Genomic DNA, 25,012 nt, shown 5'->3' with positions numbered 1-25,012 from the left:
CCCTTAAAAAATAATAGGTGAAAATAACATCAAAATCTATAAATGGTGTAGCGCTAAAATCTAGAAATAGAAGTTGTAAGTGTGTCATGCTGCCTTATCCACATTTTTCTCAACACACAATTCATCTGCCTACCTTGCCGCAAGCATATTAATATATCCAGCAGACTATTTTTCCCAAATACGAAAAGCTACATCTTTATTTAGCTTTTCGCAGTGACGATCTCTATTCAAAGTGGGCATTACAAGTACATTTGGAGCGGTAAAAAACAGAAAATTGAAAATATTCTCAAAGTTAACCTCATTAGGCAATGTTAAGGCAAAAATGATCAGACAATACATTAAGGGAAGTAGCGCGATTCATATTAGCGACTAAATTGCCTAGAGTTTTATTGCTATGTATTCGAGAAAGTAGATCTTTGCTAACACTCTTTATCGAAATTTTCCGAGAAAACCCATTGATCGACGCGAAGCGGTGTCGATGGGATGAATCGGAATAGTTAGCCCTGCTCTTGAATGTATTTTTGAATTGTATCAGCAGCCGCATTCCCAACAGAGCAAACAAAATATCCGTCAGACCAAAATGTTTTTTTAACCCAGAATTGCTTTTTAAACCATTTAAATCTCGACCATAGACTTTGCGTTGTAGATTGTTTAATTCTCCTAACGTAACTCGCAACGCTGATATTGGGAGAGATCGTTAGCAATATGTGTATATGATCTTTGTCCACCTCGATCTCTTCGATATTAAATTCTGAGCGCTCTGCAATTTCAGTGATTTTTTGTTTTACAAAATCACCTACATCACCTTTTAACAATTGTTTTCTATATTTAACCACAAGTATTAAATGTAGCGCTATTAAATATTTACAGTGAGATTTAGTTTCATATTCCATCTTGACAACTCATTTCCATACAGTAGTCTATACAGTGTATGAAAAAGACGCTTAGATACAACTACAGGCTAAATCCTACGCCAGAGCAAGAAGCTAAACTCGTTGAGTTTGGCGCGACAGCGCGTGGCATTTGGAACTTATTGTTGTCTGAGAACATGCGTCGATATGAGTTCGATAAAACATTCTTGTTCTACAATGATATGGCCTCGCTTCTTAAGGAAATAAAGCCTTTTGAAGAGTTTACGTGGATTAAGTCTTTTGACTCGGCAGCAGCTCAGCAAGTTGCTCGCGACTTAGAAACAGCGTTAAAGAACGCAATCTCGAAAGGCCGTTTGCAGCGCTTTCCAAAGCACAAGATCTCATATAAAAAGAAAAAACTTCACAACGATTCATTTCGAGCGGTAAACAATTCTAATTGCATCCGTATTGAAGATGGCACTATCAGTATCCCAAAGGTAGGCAAGATACCCATTATCTTGCATCGCAAACTAGCAAGTAAAATCAAGACTGTAACTATCCAGTATTACCACGGAAAATGGGGATGCAGCATCACTCAGGAAGTTGAGTGCAAAACAGCTAAACAAGTTTTAAAAACACTCACAGGTTTTGACATTAACTCAAAGCAAACTGTTGTTGGCTCAGATGGTTTTGTGGTCGATAACCCCAAGTTTTTAAAGCAGTCAAAAACAAAGTTAAATCAATTGCAACGCCAGCTTGCACGCCGAACTAAAGGTTCAAATCGCTGGCAAAAAACCAAACAACGCATCAACAAATTACACGGCAAAATCTCACGGCAAAGGCTCGACTTTGCACACAAAATTTCACGCCAGATAACCAATGAAAATGACATTTTAGTGTTCGAAGATTTAAACGTAAAAGGGATGCAAAAGTTCAATGGCAGCATGGTTGCCGATAATGTGATGGGCTTAATTACTCAGCTTTCAAAATACAAAACTGAGCTTGAAGGTAAACTCTATCATGAAATTGGTCGATTTGAAAAATCGACTGGGATTTGCGCAGAATGCGGCCAACATCATGTTTTAACATTGAACGACAGAAATTTCACATGTACGGCTTGTGAAACTAACCAAAGCCGAGACTTGTCAGCGGCTAAAGTCATAGCAAAAACAGGTGAATTAGATTTGATTGCGGCTGGGATCGTCGCAAGGGTTACCCCCACATCTCAGCAGAAATCAGCCATTAAAACGAAAGTCTTCGAGCTATCGAAGTTTGCTGTTGGAACTGAGAAAAAAGAAGCAGCCTAGTCTCTAAGTCAAGGCTGTAGAAGCCCATTGTTCGACACGGAGTGGCGTCGATGGGGTAGTTCACCTAAGTCACTTAATAGTGTGTCATATGAATAGTCAGCTATTCCGCTGTTTTCTCCCTCAACCAACATATTCCTTAAATTGTTCATTTTCAATTCTTGATCTTCTAAGGCTCTTAATCCAGCTCTTAGAACTTCACTTGCAGATCCATACCTACCAGTCTCTAATTGCTGACTAATAAATGAGTCAAAATGCTCACCTAATGTAACACTTGTATTTTTCGCCATGCCAACCTCCAATACCAAAATTCAATATATTTTGGTATCAAAAACATATCAAGTCAATTAAGAAAGACAAAAAACACCTCCTAATCCTACGTTGCTAAAGTATAAGCAACTTTTTTTTAGCTTCTTATTAAGGCGGTATGGTTGAAATTTAAAACAAATAACCCCTTACTTTGAATAACGAAACTAGGTTCTTTGAGAAGTTCGACTTGCTCTGTAAACACTCGCCTTCACTGACTGACATCAAAATTAAAAGCTATTGATTTCACATAAGGGTTTTCTGTGTCATCAGCTTTGATTTTCACACTAGACCATACGCCATTTTTATAAACTATGGTTACTCCCCATAAATAGGCGATAACGCAGTATCAATGCCAAACCATTACGGTGCATTTTCAATTTTCCCTTAGTTAGCTGCGCATTTAAAATTTCTTGGTATGTTAAATGGCTTGCCTTATACTGTATAGATAAACAGTATCGAGGTGTGTATGTTTGTTATTCCAATTTATATCGAAGCGGGCATTACTGGCTTTGAGTCCCCTGCTGCTGAGTATACAGAGCTTGGTATTTCACTAGATGAACTTGTTATTAAACACCCAAATGCAACCTTTATTGGGCTTGCATCAGGGCAGTCGATGCAGGATGTGGGAATATTTGATGGCGATTTACTCATTGTCGACAGAGCTGAAAATGTGAGTACCGGTGATGTGATTGTGGCCAGTTATAACGGCACCTTTGTTTGCAAAATAATAGACAAAGCTAATCGCTTACTTATCTCTGCTTCTAAAAATTATAAGTCTGTTTATATTTCTGAAGATGATGACTTTAAATTGGAGGGGGTGGTGACATCGAGTATTCGTCTTCACAAAAATAGAGCTGAGTTAAGTCGATGTTTGCCCTCGTAGATGCGGTGGCTTTTTATGCCAGTGCAGAAAAGGTGTTCGATCCATCTATTCGTTTTAAACCAGTTGTTGTGCTAACAAACAACGACGGCTGTATTTGCGCTATCTGCCCTATTGCCAGAAAGCTCAATATTCCAAAATTCCAACCATATTTTAAAATTAAGCACTATTTAGAGCAGCATAATGTGGTTGTTCGCTCCTCTAACTATGAGCTGTATGCTGATTTAAGTGAAAGAATGATGACGGTTATTAACCGGTTTTGTGATGACCACTATGTGTACAGTATCGATGAGTCGTTTCTGCGCTTTACTGGGTTTTCTCGCCTTATTAATGACTGGGCAGATTATGGGCAAACAATACGTCGTGCCGTTTGGCGAGAAACGGGCTTACCTGTGGGTGTTGGGTTTGGGCCCACACCTACATTGGCAAAGGCGGCTAATCATGCTGCAAAAAAACTGCCGGGTTACAATGGTATTGCTGTTATTAATAATGAGGACACACGCAAAAAAATACTTTCAAAAATGGATGTAACCGATGTGTGGGGGATAGGCTCCCGTTTAGGGAAAAAGCTAAAACTAATGGGTATTACAACGGCCTATGAGCTTGCTTGCCAAAACCCTAAAGCAATGCGAAAAATGTTTAGTGTTGTTGTTGAGCGCACTGTCAGCGAATTAAATGGCGTAGCCTGTTTAAGCTGGGATGAGGTAAAACAAAATAAGAAGGAAATTTACTCGACAAGAAGCTTTGGTGAAAGAGTGAGTGATATAACCACATTAAAATCAGCATTAATAACGCATGCTGCTACGGTTGGTCGAAAACTCAGAAAGCAGCAAGCGCTAACAAAGCGTATTGTTATATTTGCTGCAAGCTCACCGCACGAAGACCTATACTATAAAAAGTCGTTACTTTATGAGTTCCCTACCCCTACATCAGATACGAGTGTATTAGCTAATGCAGTCTCTGATGTAATTAATGATATTTTTAAGGCTAATACGCGGTTTTATCGCTGTGGTATTGGTGCAATAGAATTAGAAAGTGAGCTGTATCAACAAGCTGATATGTTCAGTGTTAATGCCGACAACCCTAAAATGATGAAGTGCTTAGATGCAATAAACAAACGTTACGGTGCAGGTACATTATCAATAGGCAGTGAAAGGCTTAGTCAAATCTGGAATATGAAGCGTGCTTTTTTGTCGCCGCATTACACAACACGTTGGTCTGATATTCCTATTATTAAATGCAGTGATTAAATATCTGGATGTTTAATCATTGGCATTGTTGGTAAAAAATATTTAGCGCAATAACAGCGTTAAAGTTAACAAGAATACGCAACAAATTTTAAATAAAGCAGCGAGCAGAAAATACATATCCGCTAACCCCCCTTCAAAAAACTGTACACAAAACCATACAAAACACCAATTTACTCTTAAAAACCCCATCGTCAACATAAAACAATCAAAAAACTCACAAAAATTTTAAAAATTCAAAGAGACATTTATTTTAATAAAGAAAAAAGCGAACACCCCTAAGCTATTGAAAATAAATAATATTAACCACTATCAAACAAATGATGTTTTTTACAAAAAAATATTTTTATCACGTGAGTTTTTTCAGGTGCTAAAAAAGGGGTCTCTAATCTGAAACTCGTTTCAAAAATTCCTTTACTATTTATTTTATTCACATTTTAGCTATTGAGTCATTTTAATGCGTGAGGATGTTTAAGTTTAGTTCGCCAAATAAGTATGCCTACAAAGCAGGAGTTAATCGCCGCAGTAGCAAAAAAAGCGCGTTACCATAATTAAACATAAATAAATGAATAAATTCATTTATAAAAAATGCCGGAGGTTTTTATGAAACGCAAAAGTTTTCACTTTTTAAAAAAAATTGGTAGAGCATCAAAAATAGGTACCTCTGTCACACACAAAAATTTTTTTGTTCTTTATTATGGACAAGATAAATGTTTTTGGCGCTTACCTCTTAAGAGTTTTTTTTACAAAACGCGAGTGGTGTATTCGCACTAAATAAGTAGGCCTAAATAGCCAGGCTTAATAGTCAAAACAAAAATGGTAAAGGGTTACCATAAATTAAACATGAATACGTTAATTAAATAGAGTGAACAATGAAATATAAGCAAAAAAAGATTCAGTTAACCAACGCAGAATTACAAAGTCATCCACTATTAATGGAGCTGACTAAAAATGATGTCGTAAATTTAAAAGTAAACCAGTGCATTGATAAGTTACCGATTGATGTCATACAAATGTCATTAGATTTACATCCACTGCCAGTGACACTTGATACTAATAATGATTGTTACCTGACACTTGCACCGAGCGGAGTACTAGAGCGCTTTAAAGCCCACCCTTTAAGTAAAAAGCTTTTTTTAAAGGTATATATTTACCCAGCAGATGCTGTTGATCACGTATTAAGGGTTACCTTGCTATATAACTGTGCGCTAACACTTTATTTAAAGAACGCCTTGGGCGCTAATATTCAACAGCGACATGCTTGCTTTAAAGCGCACGGTATACACGCCCCTAAAAAAACGATATTGGCAAACTTAGCTAATACCTCACCGTCTACTTTTCGGTAATGGGAAAGTCAATATGAGTATGTATACACACATAGCGAGAAGTAATCGTTTAAACAATGCGGGGGGCTGCTATCCAGATGCAATGGAGCATGCTACAACATTTACTATCTTGATGATAAAGCTAAATAAAGAAAACAAAAAAGATCGTCTTGTAATGACTATTATTACTCTTTTCCTTTGGCTCACTCAGCAGTGGGCTAGTATTAAATCTTACAAAGATATTCCAAATTTTACTCGTATATCAGGAACGTTTAATTGTCAGCCATTCACTTTTCGTACCTTTACACGAGGTAATAATAGTTGGGTAGAGTACGCTCATGAGGTAAAAGATAATCAACACACTTATTACGTATGGCAACCGATCCCGCGCTATTTGAATTGTATTTTCCAACCTTATTTCAGTGATCTAAGATATAATATCCCCCTTTTAACTGATCGCGTTAAACAGCGACTTTTTAAATTAATAAATAGCCATTGGAAGACGCCACTAGTACTCAAAACTTTTAAGCCGGCGAGAAAAAATACCTTTTATCGTTATATATCGTTATGTGCTCGGGCAGACGAAACCTTGACCCCTATCCCAAGAAAGCATTTAGTAAAATCAGTTAAAGCACACCATACTAGCGCTATATGCTATCAACGGTTCAGCAGCGACCGTCTGAGATTTAAAATTTTTGATGCCCATAACAGATATATCGGCTTTTTATTTGAATTCATACGAAAAGAGAATTTGCATTCGTATTTCAAAGTTCATCTCGAAAGTAAAACGGTTAACCTTATTACTGAGCGCCTAAGAGACACGCCTTACGAAAATATTGATCCAAATCTGAAACATAAAGGGAGTATGAGTCAATATAAAATCATTAAAACAAAAGGAAAGAGTGATCATGTTGCAGTGCCTGCAATTATGCTCGGTAGTCGCCGTGTTCCTAAAGATAAAGACGTCACTGACTTTTTTAATCGTATTGATAATTATGTTAAACAACTAAAACCAAACAATAGAGCTTCACGTGCGCAGTGGTTAGCTTACTTTAATGCAGTCAGCTTTCGCATAGCATTGCTATTTATTGTATTAACAGGAGTAAGGCCAACCCACAGTATTAGCTTACTCTCTCATTATTTTTCATTCACGCACATTACATTTGTCAAAGATAAAGGCCGCTTAAGGCAAGTTATTTTAAGTGATTACCTGCTTAGAGAAATTACGCATTACACTGAGCTAAAAGCATCACTTCATTCCCAACTAAGCTTACATGATGATTTACCTGAGCTTTGGTACATTTATGATAACTCAGGGACTCCAACACCATTAAGTGCTCGTGCGTTACGCGTATTTATGAACAAACACTGGGCTGGTGTTGTTCCTTATCAGCTCAGACACTATTTTGCTCAATGTGCTCATACAATTATTAGTCTTACACCACTTACGGCTCAAGATGTAGACCGCCTAATGGGCCATGAAAATACAGGGGAACATTTAGGTAGCGATATTATGTTCCCAAAAAATATTGGCATTCTAAAAGCTTACTTAAACGGGCTAGACCAACATATCGGCGTTAAGGAGTTACATTATGTCTAACCCCGTATTGATACATGCAACAGATATTCAAAACTACCTAAATAAAACGGCACAGCCGTGTGCTGATACACAAGTTATTGCTGATCTTTTAACTAAATGGCCGGTAATGCAGCAGCAAACGCGTTCCTTAAAAGAAAAAGAAATAAAGAGAGCACAAAAAATAATAGCAACTGTGCCAACAGGTAAGCGAGTACACTACACTAAAGCTCTGCAAAACATTCTTTATTATTTACGTTATGCATGCCAGTGGCAGTTGCCGGAGTCTCAGAATGGCTCTGAACTTGTTAAATCCTTACTTACTGACGCAGATCATGAGTGGTTTGAAAGTATAGCGAACGAAGCTGGGCTATCACATTGTGTGTTCTCACGCTATCAAATAGACCTCAATACTTTTTATGAGCAGCGTAAGCTTAGCACTGCTTTTATGGTGATTATGATTGGCTTTGAGATAGCACCTTTATCGCTTGGCGATATATCAACTATTTTAAATGACTCCCAATCGATAACTAATGAATACCCTTATTCTCGACTTCGCATTAAACACCAGTGTAAAAATACAGATATCCCCCATTTTCCTACTCATTATTCTTTATCATTATTAAGTCAAAAATTACTGCATAATTACTATGCACAACAAGCTAAGATAACCACAACAGCGTCTTTAGTAAAAGAGCTTAAGGACTGGCTGGATAAAAATGGCATTCAACACATAGCAAAAACACAATGGTCGAGACTATTTCAAATTCATTGGTATAACCAATATGAAATAAATCCAATTTTTATTAAAGATTTAGCTCAACCTGAACGTCATGTGGGGCTAATAACTGACGATAATGTCTGCAAACAAAAATTAGCTGATATTTACAAGAATAATCAGGATACGACGTTGTTTACGTCACTATCAACGCATGGGCCTAAGAACCCATGGCAACATGGAAAGTTACTTAGAGCTGTCGACATAAATGAGGTAAATGAAATAGAACCCCCTCCTTGGGATACTGATAATATTTTGCCACGCTTGATGTTTGACTTCACAAAAGATTGGATAATTAATGGCGGCCCTAAAAAAGCAGCGCTTGAAAAGGGAACTATTAGAACGTATACGTCACTCACAAAGATACTAACCCCCTTTCCTCTGACTTTAACTGATGCACTCATTGAGGAGTCGATTAATGAGTGGGCACAGGTTATTTTTGTTTCAATTAAGTCTGATGCAGTAAAAAAAGCCTTTTATAAATTTTTAGCGTTTTTAAGCTGGCAAGAGAAAACCGAAGCTCTGGATTTATCTAATTTTAGCACACCAATAATTCCCCCTTCTGTTAGCGCTGCCCGCTTATGCGTAGATGAATGTGACTCGCTTATAAATGCACTTATCGTTAATGGAGCAACAAAGCCCACATTACATATTTTATTTTGTATTGTTGCTACTTTGCTCGGTTTTTACGCTATGTTGCGCCGTGGTGAAGTACTTAGATTACGCATTAAAGATATTCAATTTAAAAGTGAGACGGGGCTTTTAACACTCAATATTACCAACACTCGTGAAGGTAAAACAAAAAGTGGCTCCTCCCGTATGGTTTATACAACGATACCCACACGATACCGCTATTTTTTTTATACCCTGCTTGATATTAAAAAACATAGTAATCAAGATTTACCACTTATAGGTCATGATCTTGAGACACTATCCTCTCGCGCTATATCCTATTTAGTACCCGTATCGAGGGCATTACGAATATTATTTGGTATTCACTTTAACTTTCACCATTTACGTCACAGCGGTGTGCATATATTTATGCTGCAAATGTTACATTGCGTTAGCTATACGCCCGACAATTTGCGCGGGGAAACACCTCTAGAGCAGGAAGTGCTATCAGAAAAATCAGTGGCCGTTCGATTAGATTATTGGTTCCCCCCTGTGTCAGGATAGTTGTCGCCTCTAACATTTAGCAGAGGCAAATAAAATGAAACGTCAATTTACACAAGAGTTTAAAGTTCAAGCTGTTGAAAAAGCATTATCTCAATGTGATGATGTTCGCTTAGAAGATATTGCAGATGACTTAGGTGTCGGTTATTCAACGTTACAACGTTGGATAGCACTGGCAAAAAAGCATCAACTTGAAATACACCAGACGGGTAGCCAAATGACAGCAGAAAAACGACCACAAGACTGGAGTTTAGAAGAAAGACTCAACGCAGTAATTGAGTGTGGAAGTTTAGATGAAGCCGCCATAAATGAATACTGCCGTAATATAGGGCTTTATCCGCATCATATTCAGCAATGGAAGAAAGACTTAGTAACACCACCTTCAAATAAAACAGTAAAGTCAGACAGTAAACAGCTTAAGCAAGAAATAAAGCAACTGCAAAAAGAACTGAATCGCAAAGATAAGGCCTTAGCTGAAACTGCCGCTCTACTTGTACTCAAAAAAAAAGCGGATGCACTTTGGGGTTTCAACGAGGACGATTAACAACAGCGACTGAGCGACATGAATTAATAACGCTTATCACAAACGCACAGGCTTCAGGGGCAAGGAAAGAAAAGGCATGTGAGTTACTTGGACTGACACTAAGAACCGTTCAGCGGTGGATTGAAGCAGACGATATGACTGACAAACGGACGAGTACGAAAAAACAGCCGCCTAACCGTCTCACAGAGTTAGAGCGGCAGCGCATTATTAATACGGCTAATTCAGCCGAATATGGGCATTTACCGGCCAGTAAAATAGTCCCTAAGCTGCTTGATAAGGGCATATGGATAGCGTCTGAAAGTTCGTTTTATCGTGTCATGAAGGCACATAACTTATTAACGCATAGAGAAAAAGTAAAGCCAGCTAAGCCGATAAAAAAGCCAAGAGTATTGAAAGCAGTGCGTGCAAATGAAGTCTACACTTGGGATATCACCTATTTACCAACGAGCGTAAAAGGGCAATTTTTATACTTATATTTAGTGATGGACATTTTTAGTCGAAAGGTTGTTGGCTGGCAAGTTTACGACTCACAGTTAAGTGAATTAGCCGCAGATTTAATGAAGGATATTTGCAGTCGGGAGCAAATAAAGCGCGAGCAAGTTACGTTACACTCAGATAATGGCAGCCCAATGAAAGGCGCGACATTACTGGCAACATTACAGGAGTTAGGGATTGTGCCATCATTTAGTCGACCGTCAGTAAGTAATGACAATCCATACTCTGAGTCGTTATTTAAAACGTTAAAGTATCGCCCAGAATACCCAGAAAAGCCATTTGAAGATATAAGCGCAGCAAGAGAATGGGTAAGTGGGTTCGTTGATTGGTACAATAATGAGCACCTACACAGTGGTATAAAATTTGTGACGCCAAACCAACGTCATTCAGGTTTAGATAAAGAAATATTAGCTAAGCGTCAGCAGGTAAACGACGCAGCTAAATTGAATAACCCAAGCCGTTGGTCAGGGAAGTCACGAGACTGGTCAATGATAAATGAAGTAAATTTAAACCCTGAGAAAAAAGAAGAAATGCGGGCGGCATAAAATTTAACTTGAGGCGACAACTAACTTGAAAAACTCCGGTTCAAAGGTAGAGAGGCAATTGAGGTTAATAGTGCTGCTTTTTTAGATAATATGGGAAAACAAATTGGCCATACTTTTTATGCAACTACACGGTGGTCTTACCTACATGATATCGATTGGCTTTTACCAATAATAAGTAAGTATCATAATCCTCATACTCACAAGCAGTTTTCACACTCTGCGTTACGCTACCTGATGGGGCTAAGTGCGTCATCTAATGATTTATCTAGACTACTAAGCCATATTATTCCTGATTATGATCAGCAAACACTTGCTGAAAAACGATGTCAATCAATAACAGTAACTGAACACGCACTAAGGGTACATGTGTTTCAGATAGATAATTTAAGCCAAGCCGCACAAAAGGAGCATATAACTGACACACTAAGCAATACATACTTGGAAGAAAAGTGGTTGAGTACGCTTGAAAAGAGCCAGTTAACACTAACTAACTTTCTTTTTGATAAGCTAATAAACCCTGTTCCTAATGGTGAAGAAGCAATAATTAACTTTGAGTCTATTAGTGCTATTTGGGAATGTGGGTGTCGTCACCGCTCTCAGCCTATCAATAATAAATATCTAACAGCATATAAATCATTCCCCAACATAACAGTGTGTAAACGCAAACACGCATTACGTTTAAATATTGCCTGTACCACCAAAGGTGCGTCTGCGTTTAATACTGTATTTAGACATACAGAGTGGGCATGGGTGCGATGTGAATTTGAGCTTCACATAAATAGAAAAGTAGACAGTAAGCGACCGTTAGAAATGGTTAAAAAGCATTATGCAAAGAAAAGTGAATACAAACATATCAACGTTTTACGTCAGCAAAAAGGGCCAAGTTCATTGACTATTTACCTAAAGCCAAAGAGCAAAATATCTATCCATACACTTGAATATGTAGAACAGTTTATTAAATTAATTAAACATTAGGGAGGTCGTCATGGACGCTTACTTTACAGACAAAGAAATACGTAAGTTAAAAGGATTCACTAAATCCATATCTAGTTCAAAAAATAAGAACAAATGTAAAAATGTGACAGGTGTCATTGATAAAAAGACAAAACAACTAACCCTTATAGCAGGGGAAGAACCGTACTGGTATACATGTAACTTAAACCTTAACAAAACCTCAGGGCAGCTCAAAAATTGTTCTTTTTCCGTCAATGCCGAATTTTTGACTCAGCTGCCTTTATATTTCTCAAAAAGCCCAGTTTTATCTATTACGCAAGAAAAGGGGCTCATTAAATTAGGTGTTACTGATCATACTATTAAGTCAAGTAAAAACCATCCACAGCTCCCCGGCTTTAAAAGCTATAAATGCACTGAGGGCCAAGAAACTCATTTAAAATACCTAGATGATCATCAAAAAATTGAAGGGGATCCAATATCAAAGGCTACTTTTGAAATGGTTGTTTTTTTAGCAAGTAAATATGACAGCTTTGACTTTATTGAATTTGACCCAGTAAATAAAGCTATTTTTATTCAAAAAAACGGTCATGTGTCACAGGTAACAGTAGATGAAAACATTAAATTAACAGTCCCTTTAATATTAAATGAATTAGCGGTAGAGGACATAAAACAGATGCTCGACCAAAACACAGACCGATGCATTCACTTTTTACAGCGAGGTAATGATCTCCTTTTGCAAGGCTCTGATATATCTATCACATGCCCGTTAGCGGGTATTGAGGAGTTTAGAAAGAAAAAGAGAATGCTAGCAGATGTCATTATTAAAGGAAAAATAGACTTTTTCGCATTGAATATGGAAGTGCTAAATTGTAAAAAATCCTATAAATCAATAAATTCTGGACACTTATACATTAGTGAAAGCCTAGTATCTATCAACAATATAGGTGACGATGGGGACCTAAATAACGAAGGAGAGAATTTCACACGACCTTTAACTATTTTTAGTATTGATAAGATTGAAAAAGCAAAGGAGTACGTATTTCGCTTTACAGTAAAAGACTTTAAAGATCTAAAACTTAAAAGTACAAAAGAAATAGAAGAAATGTTATTTCAGGTCACTGAAAACCAGGTTGGACAACTACTTCTAGAGATTTTTAAATGTTCAAAAAGTACTGTGCCACTCAGTGTACTTTCTGTTGAAAGGGATGACAGTCGGCTTAAAGAAGTTTTAGCGTTACACAAGGATTATAAGCCATCACAACTTGAGCAACCATCCGATACAGATAAAAATCAACACAAACCGCAAGGAGCACAAGGGGAGCTTGATGTTTGATCCCGAGTGGGTAGAGGATAAAGAGGAGGAATATTAAAAAACAACAAAACACTGGACAAATAGACAGCACTTGCTATATTTTAATAATGAAATTCTAATCAGTTGCGCGATTTCGTACTTAGTGTATGGTATTGGTGTAACTGAAGATAAAATAAGCAGTTGGGGTAAAGAGGCGGCAACCTCCCTACCCCGTACCGGCTGCTCCGACTTTGAACCAGCCCAGCCGATGATCCAATTCTAACGAATTCCATCGGTGAGGGATAGATCTATTTATAGATCCATTAACTGATGGAGGCCTTTATGGCTCACATTCGCATTCGCCCCAATGGGCGTATTCAATTTGATTTACACATTTATGGGCAGCGCTTTCGTGAAGGCACTAAGCTCATGGCAACCCCTGTTAATATTAAAAAAGCCAATGCAACGCTTAAAAAAATCAATGCTGAAATTGACTTAGAAACTTTTCAATACCGTGATTATTTTCCTGAAAGTAAAAAGGTCGCTAAGTTTGAAGCTTTGCAACGCGCTAAAGATCCCGATCGTCTTTATCCATTTTTTAACGATTACGCAAATGAATGGTTCGATCGTCAAAAAGCAAAATGGAAAAGCAGCTATCAAAGCGTGGTACGTAATACGCTCGACCGTTACCTTATTCCTGAGTTTGGCAATATATTAGTTAATGAGATCAAGTTGGCTAATGTGGACTATTTTCGCGAAAGCTTAATGATATGCGATACCAAAGGGGCCCGTAAACTCTCTAATAAACGCATTAACGGTATTTTATGGCCGTTTGTTGCCATACTAAGTTTAGCCGCCGAAGAGCATGACTTTACTTACCCATTACGCCGCTATAAAACCTTAAAAGAAGAGCGCGCTAATTCACTGCCACTAACCGCAGATGAAGTACAACGCTTTTTAGAATGTACTCCTACACAATGGCGCGATTACTTTACGGTACGTTTTTGGACCGGTATGCGTAGCTGTGAAATACACGGCCTGCGCTGGGAAGATATCGACTTTAATCATAGCCTTATTCGTATTCGCCACAATTGGGTTAATGGTGAGCTTGGGGATGTAAAAACACCTAAGTCGCGCCGCGACTTAAAAATGTGTAATACACTCTTTTCGCTATTTAAACGCTTACAAAAACAAACAACCAGTGAATTTGTGTTTACTCACAAAGGCAAACCGCTTGATACCCACTTTGTAAGCACTCAACTGTGGTACCCCACACTTAATAAAGCGGGCCTTGCACGTCGCCGCCCCTACGAAACACGCCATACCGCTGCTGTCCTGCATATCGCATCGCACGAAAACCCGCTGTACATTTCGCACATGCTAGGCCACAGCGACACACGTTTATTGTTTGACGTATACGCACCCTATGTTGCCAATGCGTCAAGGCAAGATGGCTTTGCGTTTAATGAAATGATGATTGAACGCGGGATTGCATAAAGCACACACAGTTAATGGCTATGCGTTTGATTGCTTAACGCCAAACAAACGCATCCCACACCTATACCATTTAATACTAATACCGCGCTTATGCGCATTTAATTTACTACTAACCCAAAAGAGGTTACTTATGATTTGCAAACAATGCCCAGGTAATACGTTGGCGTACCCATCAACTAAAGAGTTTGAGATAGATTTAAACGTAGCTCAAACTGCGTTTGCTAAGCTAATGGATATGCCATTAAAGCAGCTCAACAAAAGCCAATGGTATGATGAATTTAGTAACAGGATGATGTTTCAACCTATTATTGGTTTGTTTAAACAGTACGAGTGCACCATTCCTTACTCTGCCTCTAGCCATAAGCGGGCGTGTCAAAAACACATTACACAATTTTTAGGGTATACCAAAAAGCCATCAAAGCCGCGTCGGCGAATGTTGAGCTATTTATCTCAGTATATTACTAAAGAGGGCAATATTACGCTGTGCCCTTGTGCCTTAATAGCGCAAAAAACAAACCATGCAGTGCAGCTTCAAACAACGTTACAGCATAAATTAGATAACATACTTGATAATAGAAGAGTCGCAGATCAAAACTTATTATCGTTAACTGTTGAAGTGAATTATGTTCACTCAAAACGCGATTATCGCTATACCTTAATCGCTGAATTTTCAGAGGCAAGAAATAAAATTGAAAAGCGCATAGCCGAAACATCCACTAAGTTACTCAAATATGCAAAAAATATACAGGCGGTGTCTTATGATCTTGAAGACATGAACACACCTCAAAAAATTAAAACATTTAAAGCAAGCGTGAAAAAAGAGCTACAAAAATTTAGTGATGCAGCGCATGTTACTGATATTAAGGTATACACATCAGATTATGTTCCTGAGTATCAACGTCCTGACTTTAAAAACTCTTTTAAACAAAAAGATAAGTACATCATTGATATTGTTATTGCCGATTACTTTATAGCACGCACAACATTGTCTTCACTTCGAAAAAGACAAGACGGTGGAAAGGTGTGTGACATGATAAGCAGTGATGCAAAAATTATTAACGACTTATACCGAATTTCAAATAAGCTTAAACTATACCCTATATGGTCAGTACAGGTAGAGCGTGGTGAAAAAGAAAGCACAGGCAAGCAGCGCATTCATGCTCACATTACATACACAAATGGTGAAACTGACTACGTGAGGAATTTTTCAAACTATCCGGGGGTCGACCAGCCTACATTATTACTACCAACTGGTGATAAGAAAATAAAAAGCGTGCCGACTTATGGCCCTTTTTCGCATACCCATATTATTTTTTATGTATGGAGCGGTATTATTCAAACCGAAGGCACTAGGGAGGTTATTTATAAATTTGGAATAAGTCGTTTTGATTGGGCCGATAAGCAAACATATACAGTCGATGAGTGTGTGCAGTCGGTCATGAACCGACAATTAAACTACTGTCGCTCACATAATCTTGTTGCTAATGAGATTAACATTGAGCTTATTTCAACCCCTATCCCGTTTAGCGGTAATTGGGGAGGTAGCGCATTAGGCCAATTAGAAAATTGGCTTAAAAAGCCTGAGAACAATCCGCTATTAATACGCAATGATATGTCGGATGACTATAACGTGACGAGCACAAATTCAACAGAGTTCATGTGTGACGATAGGCTTAGGCAGCTGTTTGTTATTCCGTTTATTAAAAATTACGCCAACACAATACAGAGTGAGCAGCCTATTACCTTTATTGATTTAGATAACGGTGAGTGTGGAAGTTACACTGTTCCTCGTGGCAACGACGATTAATGTTAAATGGCTATTTGGCGAGGTTTAATTTAGGCAAGTGAATATCATATCAGTCGGCTGTAAAGCTAACTGGTATGATATTTACAGTAAAATGGCTTGCTGAATACGCTGATTATTTTACTTAAAATAAAATAGCATGAACTATGTAAGAGCTAAATTACGTCCCTATACTCCAAATACAACATTATAATAGATCTTTAATTGCCGTAGCTATATGCTCAGCCTGCGCTTGTGATACATCAGGGTCAGTCGACTCAACCATTACTCTAATCAGCGGTTCAGTGCCCGATTTACGTAGTAAAACACGGCCAGTATCGGCAAGTACGGTTTCTGCTTCGACTACTGCTTGTTTAACCCCATCGGTATTGAGTATTTCATCGGCATTATTTTGTGTTAAACGCACATTTAAAAGTACTTGCGGTAGTTTTTGCATGCCAGAAACATAGTCCCTTAAAGACTGCTTTTGCTGAATAAGTGCTGTTAGCACTAACAGTGAGGCTACAATGCCGTCACCTGTAGTCGCATAGTCTAAATGTAAAATATGGCCTGAACCTTCACCGCCTAACTTCCACCCGGTGTGTTTTAACTGCTCAACCACGTATCGGTCACCTACCTTAGCGCGCTTAAATGGAATATCCATTTGCTTGAGTGCTAGCTCTAAGCCTAAGTTAGACATTAACGTACCAACTACACCACCATTCAGAGTACCTTGAAGCTTGGCAGCTTTAGCTAAAACATACAGTATTTGGTCACCATCAACTACTGCACCTAAATCGTCTACTAGCATTAATCTATCGGCATCGCCGTCGAGTGCTATACCTAAATCGGCTTTGTGCTCTAATACAGCGGCTTGTAAGCTATCTAAGTGTGTTGCACCACATTGCTCGTTAATATTTAAACCATTAGGTTTATCATTAATGCTAATAACCTCTGCACCTAGCTCTGCATATACATTAGATGCAATATGATAAGCAGCACCATTGGCGCTATCTACAACAATTTTTAACCCTTCAAGTGTTAACTCTTTTGGAAATACGCCTTTACAAAACTCAATGTATCGTCCAGCAGCATCGTTTATGCGTCTTGCTTTACCCAAGCGTTCTGAGCTTACACATTGCATGGCGTTGTTATTTAACGCTTGCTCAAGTAAGGCTTCAATTTCAAGCTCTTGTTCATCGTTTAGCTTAGTGCCATAGTTATTAAAAAACTTAATACCATTATCATAAAATGGATTATGCGATGCACTAATAACTACACCGGCATCAGCTCTAAAGGTTGATGCTAAATAGGCAACAGCTGGCGTTGGCATGGGCCCAACAAAGGCTACATTAACACCCGCAGCAGAAAGGCCTGCCTCCATGGCCGACTCAAACATATAGCCGCTATTGCGTGTATCTTTACCTATTAAAATTTCTTTGGTGCCACTTGAAGCTAAAACAGTGCCTGCAGCCCACCCTAACTTCATGGCAAAATCAGGAGTAATAGGAAAAGTACCTACCTTACCTCTTACTCCATCGGTCCCAAAATACTTACGAGACATAATTATTCCCTTATAAATTAAAAAATCTTAAGAAGAGCTTTAAAAAGCAAAAAGCGCGAGTAAAAACTCGCGCTTAACGCTTAACAATAATGTTAATAAGCTTAGCACTGCTATATAAATTTCAGTTTGGAATGCGATACCCATTCCGCTTTACTGTTAACTATTAAAGTTAACAACATTAGCTTGTGGCTTGGTTTCAACTGAAGCCCCTTTTTTGGCATTCCATACTAAATCACAAATACCGTCAGTAGGATTAAAGCCTGTAGGTGCATCAAGTAATAACTGACGAATTTTTTCATGCTCAAAGTTATGACAAGCAGTATCTAGAGCATCAATAAATACATTAAGCTCATTGAGTGGCAGCATTACTTCGTTTGCAGTCATTATACGCTCGTGCGGTGTTTGTTCTACGTTATCGCCTATTAATAGCTCTTCGTAAAGCTTTTCGCCAGGGCGTAAACCTGTGCATTTTATTTCAATATCGCCATGCGGGTTATGCTCGGTTTTAATTTCAAGGCCTGATAACCTAACCATTTTAGTAGCGAGATCTTTTATTTTTACTGAATCGCCCATGTCGAGTACAAATACGTCTCCACCTTTACCCATTGCTCCCGCTTGTATAACAAGCTGGGCTGCTTCGGGTATGGTCATAAAATAACGAGTAATATCAGGATGCGTTAATGTAATTGGGCCGCCTTGTTGAATTTGACGGCGAAATAACGGCACAACCGAGCCCGACGAGCCTAGCACATTACCAAAGCGTACCATACAAAAACGCGTTGTATGTTTAGTGCCCTGCTCTTGTGCTAAGCCTTGTAGTACTAATTCGGCCATGCGTTTAGTAGCCCCCATTACATTTGTTGGGCGCACTGCTTTGTCGGTAGAAATCAAAACAAAAGTATCAACCTTAGTATTAACAGCCGCTTTGGCTGCGTAATAGGTACCAAAAACATTATTACGTACGCCTTCTACTACATTGTGCTCAACCAATGGCACATGCTTATAAGCCGCTGCATGGTAAACAGTTTGCACACCAAAGGTAAGCATTACAGTTTCAAGGCGGTTAACCCGTTGTACCGACCCCATAATAGGAATTAACTCAATAGTTAATTGTTGCCGAGCTATATATTCAGCCAGCTCTTTTTCAATTGAATAAAGGGCGATTTCGCTACGCTCAAAAAGTACTAATTTAGTTGGCTTTATTTTAACTATTTGCCTACATAACTCAGAGCCAATAGAACCACCAGCACCTGTAACCATAACTACTTTATTAGCTATATTTGCAGTCATTAATTCAGGCTTTGGTGTTACGGGGTCGCGGCCTAGTAAATCTTCTACACCAACATCTCTAAATTCCGAAAGCTTAGCTTTACCTTCAACAACATCAGCCATCCCAGGAATTGAAAGCACTTTAATAGTTAATGGCTCAAGCTGAGCAAGAACTTCTTTACGCCGAGCACGGCTTGCACTGGGTATTGCAAGTAGTACCTTAGATGCTTTACCTTTGTGTACTAAATCATGTATTTCTTTAAAAGCCTTAACTGGTATACCCTGAATCACTGAAGCATGCTTTGTTACATCGTCGTCAATAAAGGCACTTACAAAGTATTCCGGTCCCGCATTTAAGCCAGTAGCAAGTTGGCGCCCTGCAGAGCCCGCACCATAAATGATTACCGACTCTTTGTTGTTAGTCATCATTTTACCAATAAGTGCGCGCACTAAAATACGTGAGCCACCAACAGTTAATAAGCAAAGCCATGCAAAAATAAATGGCATTGTTCGCGGTATACTTACATTTATAAAAAACGCGAGAATCACTAAACTTATAGTTGTAATAAGTGTACCTAAAATAATCGCCCACAAAGCTTGCGAGTTCATATACCTAAGTACAGCGCGGTATAAACCTAAATTAATAAATGCCAACAAGCTGACAGGTATTAACATCGCTAACAACAACCAGTTATTAGCACTTTTTAAAGGCTCAAAGCTATCAAGCCTAACAATAAGCGCTAACCAAAAAGCGGCTGCTATAAAAAGTGAATCAATACATAGAGTAATTACACGCTTTTTAGCACGTGGTGCATTTATGATTGAACGGATAAAGCCATCCATGAGAAGTACCTTTTCTTAGCATTTAAAACCTAGAATCTAGAGTCTAGAACCTTTAACCTTTAACCTTTAACCTTTAAATTATTTAACTCTATCACCACTACCACTACCAGTCACCGTCATTAGTATATATTTAAAATAATTACCAATTGTTAGCGTATCAATCATTTCACGATCTGTTTTAGCTAGCAACTCAGGGGTAGACATATCAATCTCATTCACTTGAGCTAGGCCTGTAATACCTGGGCGCACTGCAAAAATATTTTTAGCTTCTCGCGCTTGCGTTAATTCTTCTTGGTTAAATAAACCAGGGCGAGGACCTACCAAGCTCATTTCGCCTTTTAGCACATTCCAAAGCTGCGGAAGCTCATCTAACTTAGTTTTACGTAAAAACCCACCAAAAGGTGTAATTGATGCAGTACTTGCTAAGTGACTTGCTACCGATGCGGTATCAACGGTCATAGTTCTAAACTTAACTAATGTAAATGGCTTTTTATTACGGCCAACACGTTCTTGCATGAATATAGGGGAGCCGGTATCAAATAAACCAATAATGTACAAAATCACTAAAAATGGCAGTGCGAATAACAATCCAAAAAGTGAAAACAAAAAGTCGAGTAAACGTATCATTTATAAATCCAATAATTATTTTGTTGAAGGCTTTTTAGCAGCAAGTTTAAAACCATGCTCAACTGAGTATGGAGGCGACCAATTAAGCGTATTTTTTGTATGGGAAATATCTAACTGAAGTGAGCCAGTTAATCTATCAATAACATCGTTTTTATAAAATAATTTACCTGCTAATTTAAAACACCAAACAGGCATGGGTAAAGCACGATTTTTTTTATTTTGCACCTTAGCCATTAACGCTACCATTTCAGCCGTCGATAAATCATAATCGTCAGACGCTAAAAACACATGGTTAGCCGCTTTTGGATGCTCAATACATACCTTAATTAAATCAACCAAATTATAAACAGAAACTAAGCTGCGCTTATTATTTTTAATTGATCTAAAAGGTAATGGTAATCCTTTACCTACAAAATGCATCAATGATGCAAAATTTGCTTTCACCCCTTCACCATATATTAATGGTGGGCGGATAATCACAATCTCCATGTCAGTTTGCTTACCCAGTTCCAATAGCTGCTGTTCAGCCTCTGCTTTCGAGATGCCATAAGGATCTTCGGCGGCGCGTTGATCATGCGCTCTATAGGGAGCTTTGCCAGTTGTACTTTCACCATTAACTTTGATGGTACTTAAAAAGATAAAACGCTTAACACCAGCCTGAGCTGCTTGTTTTGCTAAATTAAGTGTTCCGAGAGTGTTTACACCTCTAAACTCATTAAGAGGGTCACGAGCAATATCATTCATGATGTGAACTCTTGCTGCACAATGCACAACCACATCAACATTACTCAAAGCATCTGAGTAAGGTGATTTTGAATCTATACTATGCGTATAAACACAACCTAAATTAGATGGCTTTCTTCCTAGTAAGTTTAATTGATAGCCACCCTTTAACTGCGAAGCTAATACATTACCAACAAAACCAGAATAACCCGTAACTAATATTTTCAACATAACTATTCCATTACTGATAAGAGCTTTCGTGCCGCTTGTTCAACAGAAAACTTTTGTTTCAATAGTTTATACGCGTTAGCCCCCATTTTCTTGCGTAATGCTATATCACTCAATAGAGCTATAGCTCCTTCCGTTAGCTCCTCATCATTACCATTTACATAAGCAAACCCTGATTTGGAATCATTAATATAATTAATCAAATCATTACCAGTGTTAACACTGCCTAATATAGGTAACGACTGAGTCATATAACCTAAAAGCTTGCCTGGAAAATTATGAGCTTTATGCGTTTTTGCAAGTGAGAATAAACCAACATCTACTTGAGTTAAAACTTCTTTATATTGAACCTGATTTACAGAGGGTAATATAGTTACATTATCTAACTCTAAATCATCTTTGAGGGTATTAATAAGCTCAAACTCATCACCTTGCCCAATAAATAAAAAATGAGCGTTTAAGTAACCTTTAATATTATTAGCAAGTCGAAGTAAATTGCTCATGTCTTGAGCATGACCTATATTACCACCGTAAAAAAAAATTACTTTGTTAGTAAGTTTAAATTCTTTTCTAATATTTATCGAATAACTATCAAATTTTGAAGGTATTACAGATGCCCAATTTAAAAGCACTTCAGTATTTTTATATTGCGGGTTCGTCGAAGAAAAATAATCAATATTCGCTTGAGACATTAAACCTATCGTATCTGATGCCTTATAGTTTAAATGTTCGAAGTAACGAAAGTATTTAGCTATTAAAGAAGCCTCTTTAATCATCCCCTCATCAATTACCCACTGTGGGAAGAGATCTCTCAAAACCAAATAAATATATGTATTATACTTTTCTCTGAGCTTAGTTGTTAAACCACCAAAAAAAATTGTTGGGGAGTAGTTCACACATAAATCGAAAGGGGCTTTATCTACCTCCCCCTTGATAGCACTCCAAGCATGAAATGACAATAAACTCTCATTAAGTGCTCGCTTTAGTTTGCTGACACCTCGTCTTTCTCCTGCCCGAAAGCGCCACACCTGCACTCCATCAAAGGTTTCTTTAAGGAGTTTTATATTTTGATCAGGTAACCCTGGTGTAATAACTACTACATCATGTCCCTGCTTTATAAGCTCTTGTGCAAGTTCATGAAACATTTTTGCATGCACCAATGTACTACTTGGCAAATAATCATCGGGTAAAAGAGCGATACGCATTAATATTTTTTCCACACAACTCTGTTTACATAGTCGGTATAACTTATAATGGTTCGTAATACCTTGTCTGACACATTAGGAGCAATGTAGTTTTGCACTTTATTAATAAGTCTGTGTTCACCACGAGGTTGTTTATCAAGTATTTCGATAGCTTGTAGTATGCGTTCTACATTCATACCTGTAAACATAACCGCACCTTCTTCAAAGCCTTCGGGGCGCTCTTGTGCATCTCTAATATTAATGGCAGGAAAGTTTAAAATAGACGACTCTTCGGTAATGGTACCGCTGTCACTTAATACAACTTTCGCCTCCATTTGCAGTTTTACGTAATCGCTAAAACCAAGTGGTTTTAACAATTTAACTAACGGGTGAAACTCAAGGTTAAGTAAGTCAATTTTTTTTCTAGTACGAGGATGAGTCGATACAATAATAGGGTACTGATATTTTTCGGCAATGGCATTCAAAGCTTTTACATAACTGTTAATGTTTGTCTCTGAGTCTACATTTTCTTCTCTGTGCACACTTACCAAAAAGTACTCACCCGATATTAATCCTAGCGTGGTTAAAATTTCAGCATTGGCAATTTTGGCTTCATAGCGATTTAGCACTTCATCCATAGGGCTGCCTGTTTTAACTATTAGATCGGGCTTGAGGCCTTCGGCTAATAAATATTCACGCGCTATGTCGGTATAAGGCATGTTAACGTCAGAAATATGATCCACTATTTTACGGTTAATTTCTTCGGGTACGCGCATGTCAAAACAGCGGTTACCTGCTTCCATATGAAAAATTGGGATTTTTTTACGTTTAGCCGGAATAGCTGCCATTGCACTATTAGTGTCTCCTAATATTAAAATTGCATCGGGCTGTACATCGGCAAACATGGCATCGGCCTTGCTAATTACTTGCGCCATGGTTTCGGCGGCAGTAGCTCCGGCACACTCTAAAAATATGTCTGGTGCGCGAATGCCTAAATCTTCAAAAAATATTTGATTAAGTTCATAATCGTAGTTTTGCCCAGTATGCACTAACACATGCTCACAAAACTTATCTAGCTTTGCAATGGTGCATGACAGCCTAATAATCTCTGGACGAGTGCCTACAACTGTAACAACTTTTAACTTTTTCATGCTTTATACCTTTTTACGTAATCTGTATGCATATATTCAACAAGCTCGTTCCAAGGAGGTGGGCTAAACTGCGTTAATTGCCTAAATTTATCTGAGTTTAGCGAACGATCTATAACCAGCTCTTGCGACTCAGCAATAGTAATTTTTTTTTGGTATTGCTCTGCAATCAACTTTAATAACGTGTATTTATCAATTGGGTCTACCGATAAGTGCAATAAGCCTGCAACCTCTGGGTTTGGTAAAATATACTCTACCAACAGCTTCGCTATATAACAGGTAGGCAAGCCAGAGAACACGGCTTTAGAAAAGCCCTTAGTGCTTTCGCCTTGCGATAAAAACCAGTCTACTAAGCTTACAGCAGAAGTAAGCTCATGCCCTATAATCGAGGTTCGTAACGATAGATGTTTGCCATAACTTACTTCACCTAAACACTTAGATTTACCATACAAGTCACGCGCATCGGGTAATGAGTCTTCGGTATATAAGCCTACCTCACCGGTAAAAACACAGTCAGTAGAAAAATGAATCAATTTTGCATTAAACTGATCACAAACATTGGCCAACTCATGTGGCAGTAATGCATTAATTTTAACTGCATCTATGTGCTGCTTTGAAATACCATGCTGTTTAATTAAACCCACACAGTTAATTACTACATCAGGAGCCACTGTTTCGATTGCGTGCTGCAGAAAACTAATGTCGTAAGCGTCAACACCTGTAATTAACTGCTGCTGAGTGTCTTTAAAAAAATGTTCTTTGCCAGCAATACTTCTAACTGTACCAAATACCGATAAGTGAGCGTGTTCATTTAAGTTGCTAAACAAGCTATAACCCAACATGCCTGTAGCCCCTAAAATTAATACCTTCATGC

The 25,012-nt window shown here is 38.1% G+C and carries 20 protein-coding genes; 11 read left to right on the top strand and 9 right to left on the bottom strand.

All coding sequences use genetic code 11. The annotated features are described in order from the left end of the window. Positions 1 to 497 precede the first annotated feature (497 nt). Positions 498 to 893: an IS200/IS605 family transposase gene (tnpA, locus tag MTP24_RS02265; protein WP_076923233.1), complete on the bottom strand. Its 396-nt coding sequence runs from the start codon at positions 891 to 893 to the stop codon at positions 498 to 500. 38 nt (positions 894 to 931) lie between these two features. On the opposite strand from tnpA, the gene MTP24_RS02260 reads away from it, so the two are divergent. Beyond that, on the top strand, positions 932 to 2,158 hold the full coding sequence (locus MTP24_RS02260; RefSeq protein ID WP_243532594.1) for a transposase: 1,227 nt from the start codon (positions 932 to 934) through the stop codon (positions 2,156 to 2,158). A gap of 8 nt (positions 2,159 to 2,166) precedes the next feature. Here the strand turns inward: MTP24_RS02260 and MTP24_RS02255 are convergent, their stop codons facing one another. After that, positions 2,167 to 2,445 carry a type II toxin-antitoxin system ParD family antitoxin gene (locus tag MTP24_RS02255; RefSeq protein WP_243532591.1) on the bottom strand — a complete coding sequence of 93 codons (279 nt, stop codon included), beginning with the start codon at positions 2,443 to 2,445 and terminating at the stop codon, positions 2,167 to 2,169. 485 nt (positions 2,446 to 2,930) lie between these two features. Here MTP24_RS02255 and umuD point away from each other — a divergent pair, with 485 nt between their 5' ends. The 10 genes from umuD (at position 2,931) to MTP24_RS02205 (ending at position 16,576) form a co-directional block, all read left to right on the top strand. Further along, complete coding sequence (gene umuD / locus MTP24_RS02250) at positions 2,931 to 3,347, top strand: translesion error-prone DNA polymerase V autoproteolytic subunit (protein WP_243532588.1); 417 nt, start codon at positions 2,931 to 2,933, stop codon at positions 3,345 to 3,347. Further along, complete coding sequence (locus tag MTP24_RS02245; protein WP_243532586.1) at positions 3,332 to 4,594, top strand: Y-family DNA polymerase; 1,263 nt, start codon at positions 3,332 to 3,334, stop codon at positions 4,592 to 4,594. The genes umuD and MTP24_RS02245 overlap by 16 nt, the downstream gene beginning before the upstream one ends. Positions 4,595 to 5,463: 869 nt before the next feature. Then, positions 5,464 to 5,937 (top strand): hypothetical protein, encoded by a 474-nt coding sequence (locus MTP24_RS02240; RefSeq protein ID WP_243532584.1) that lies wholly within the window; start codon positions 5,464 to 5,466, stop codon positions 5,935 to 5,937. A gap of 82 nt (positions 5,938 to 6,019) precedes the next feature. Beyond that, positions 6,020 to 7,516, top strand: coding sequence for a hypothetical protein (locus tag MTP24_RS02235; RefSeq protein WP_243532582.1), 1,497 nt, complete (start codon positions 6,020 to 6,022; stop codon positions 7,514 to 7,516). Then, complete coding sequence (locus MTP24_RS02230) at positions 7,509 to 9,446, top strand: site-specific integrase (protein WP_243532580.1); 1,938 nt, start codon at positions 7,509 to 7,511, stop codon at positions 9,444 to 9,446. Before MTP24_RS02235 ends, MTP24_RS02230 begins: the two co-directional genes overlap by 8 nt. A gap of 34 nt (positions 9,447 to 9,480) precedes the next feature. Beyond that, positions 9,481 to 11,027, top strand: a protein-coding gene (locus MTP24_RS02225) for an IS3 family transposase (protein ID WP_086007399.1) whose coding sequence is annotated in 2 segments (ribosomal slippage) — positions 9,481 to 9,961 and positions 9,961 to 11,027 — 1,548 coding nt in all. Because the reading frame shifts where the segments join, the coding sequence is not laid out codon by codon here. 90 nt (positions 11,028 to 11,117) lie between these two features. Beyond that, a complete protein-coding gene (locus MTP24_RS02220) occupies positions 11,118 to 12,002 on the top strand; it encodes a hypothetical protein (RefSeq protein ID WP_243532578.1) in 885 nt (294 codons plus the stop codon). Positions 12,003 to 12,012: 10 nt separating this feature from the next. Beyond that, positions 12,013 to 13,314, top strand: coding sequence for a hypothetical protein (locus MTP24_RS02215; protein ID WP_008113991.1), 1,302 nt, complete (start codon positions 12,013 to 12,015; stop codon positions 13,312 to 13,314). A 300-nt stretch (positions 13,315 to 13,614) separates the two neighbouring features. Then, positions 13,615 to 14,769: a site-specific integrase gene (locus tag MTP24_RS02210; RefSeq protein ID WP_243532576.1), complete on the top strand. Its 1,155-nt coding sequence runs from the start codon at positions 13,615 to 13,617 to the stop codon at positions 14,767 to 14,769. A gap of 130 nt (positions 14,770 to 14,899) precedes the next feature. Then, on the top strand, positions 14,900 to 16,576 hold the full coding sequence (locus tag MTP24_RS02205; protein ID WP_243532574.1) for a hypothetical protein: 1,677 nt from the start codon (positions 14,900 to 14,902) through the stop codon (positions 16,574 to 16,576). A gap of 184 nt (positions 16,577 to 16,760) precedes the next feature. Here MTP24_RS02205 and glmM read toward each other — a convergent pair whose 3' ends face one another. From glmM to MTP24_RS02170, 7 genes are all read right to left on the bottom strand, one after another. Next, a complete protein-coding gene (glmM, locus tag MTP24_RS02200; RefSeq protein ID WP_243532572.1) occupies positions 16,761 to 18,116 on the bottom strand; it encodes a phosphoglucosamine mutase in 1,356 nt (451 codons plus the stop codon). Positions 18,117 to 18,272: 156 nt separating this feature from the next. Next, on the bottom strand, positions 18,273 to 20,228 hold the full coding sequence (locus MTP24_RS02195) for a nucleoside-diphosphate sugar epimerase/dehydratase (RefSeq protein ID WP_243532570.1): 1,956 nt from the start codon (positions 20,226 to 20,228) through the stop codon (positions 18,273 to 18,275). A 78-nt stretch (positions 20,229 to 20,306) separates the two neighbouring features. Further along, a complete protein-coding gene (locus MTP24_RS02190; RefSeq protein WP_076919862.1) occupies positions 20,307 to 20,855 on the bottom strand; it encodes a sugar transferase in 549 nt (182 codons plus the stop codon). A 15-nt stretch (positions 20,856 to 20,870) separates the two neighbouring features. After that, on the bottom strand, positions 20,871 to 21,809 hold the full coding sequence (locus tag MTP24_RS02185) for an SDR family oxidoreductase (RefSeq protein WP_243532567.1): 939 nt from the start codon (positions 21,807 to 21,809) through the stop codon (positions 20,871 to 20,873). A gap of 2 nt (positions 21,810 to 21,811) precedes the next feature. Continuing rightward, the gene (locus MTP24_RS02180) at positions 21,812 to 23,026 is read right to left on the bottom strand and encodes a glycosyltransferase family 4 protein (RefSeq protein ID WP_243532565.1); all 1,215 of its coding nucleotides are present in this window, start codon (positions 23,024 to 23,026) and stop codon (positions 21,812 to 21,814) included. Further along, complete coding sequence (wecB, locus tag MTP24_RS02175; RefSeq protein WP_076919859.1) at positions 23,011 to 24,141, bottom strand: UDP-N-acetylglucosamine 2-epimerase (non-hydrolyzing); 1,131 nt, start codon at positions 24,139 to 24,141, stop codon at positions 23,011 to 23,013. Before wecB ends, MTP24_RS02180 begins: the two co-directional genes overlap by 16 nt. Continuing rightward, positions 24,138 to 25,010 carry an SDR family oxidoreductase gene (locus MTP24_RS02170; protein ID WP_076919858.1) on the bottom strand — a complete coding sequence of 291 codons (873 nt, stop codon included), beginning with the start codon at positions 25,008 to 25,010 and terminating at the stop codon, positions 24,138 to 24,140. Before MTP24_RS02170 ends, wecB begins: the two co-directional genes overlap by 4 nt. Positions 25,011 to 25,012: the final 2 nt, after the last annotated feature.

The sequence above is a fragment of the Pseudoalteromonas sp. APM04 genome (assembly GCF_022809815.1).
Taxonomy (GTDB): domain Bacteria; phylum Pseudomonadota; class Gammaproteobacteria; order Enterobacterales; family Alteromonadaceae; genus Pseudoalteromonas; species Pseudoalteromonas marina.
This window is presented reverse-complemented; position numbering and strand designations above follow the sequence as displayed.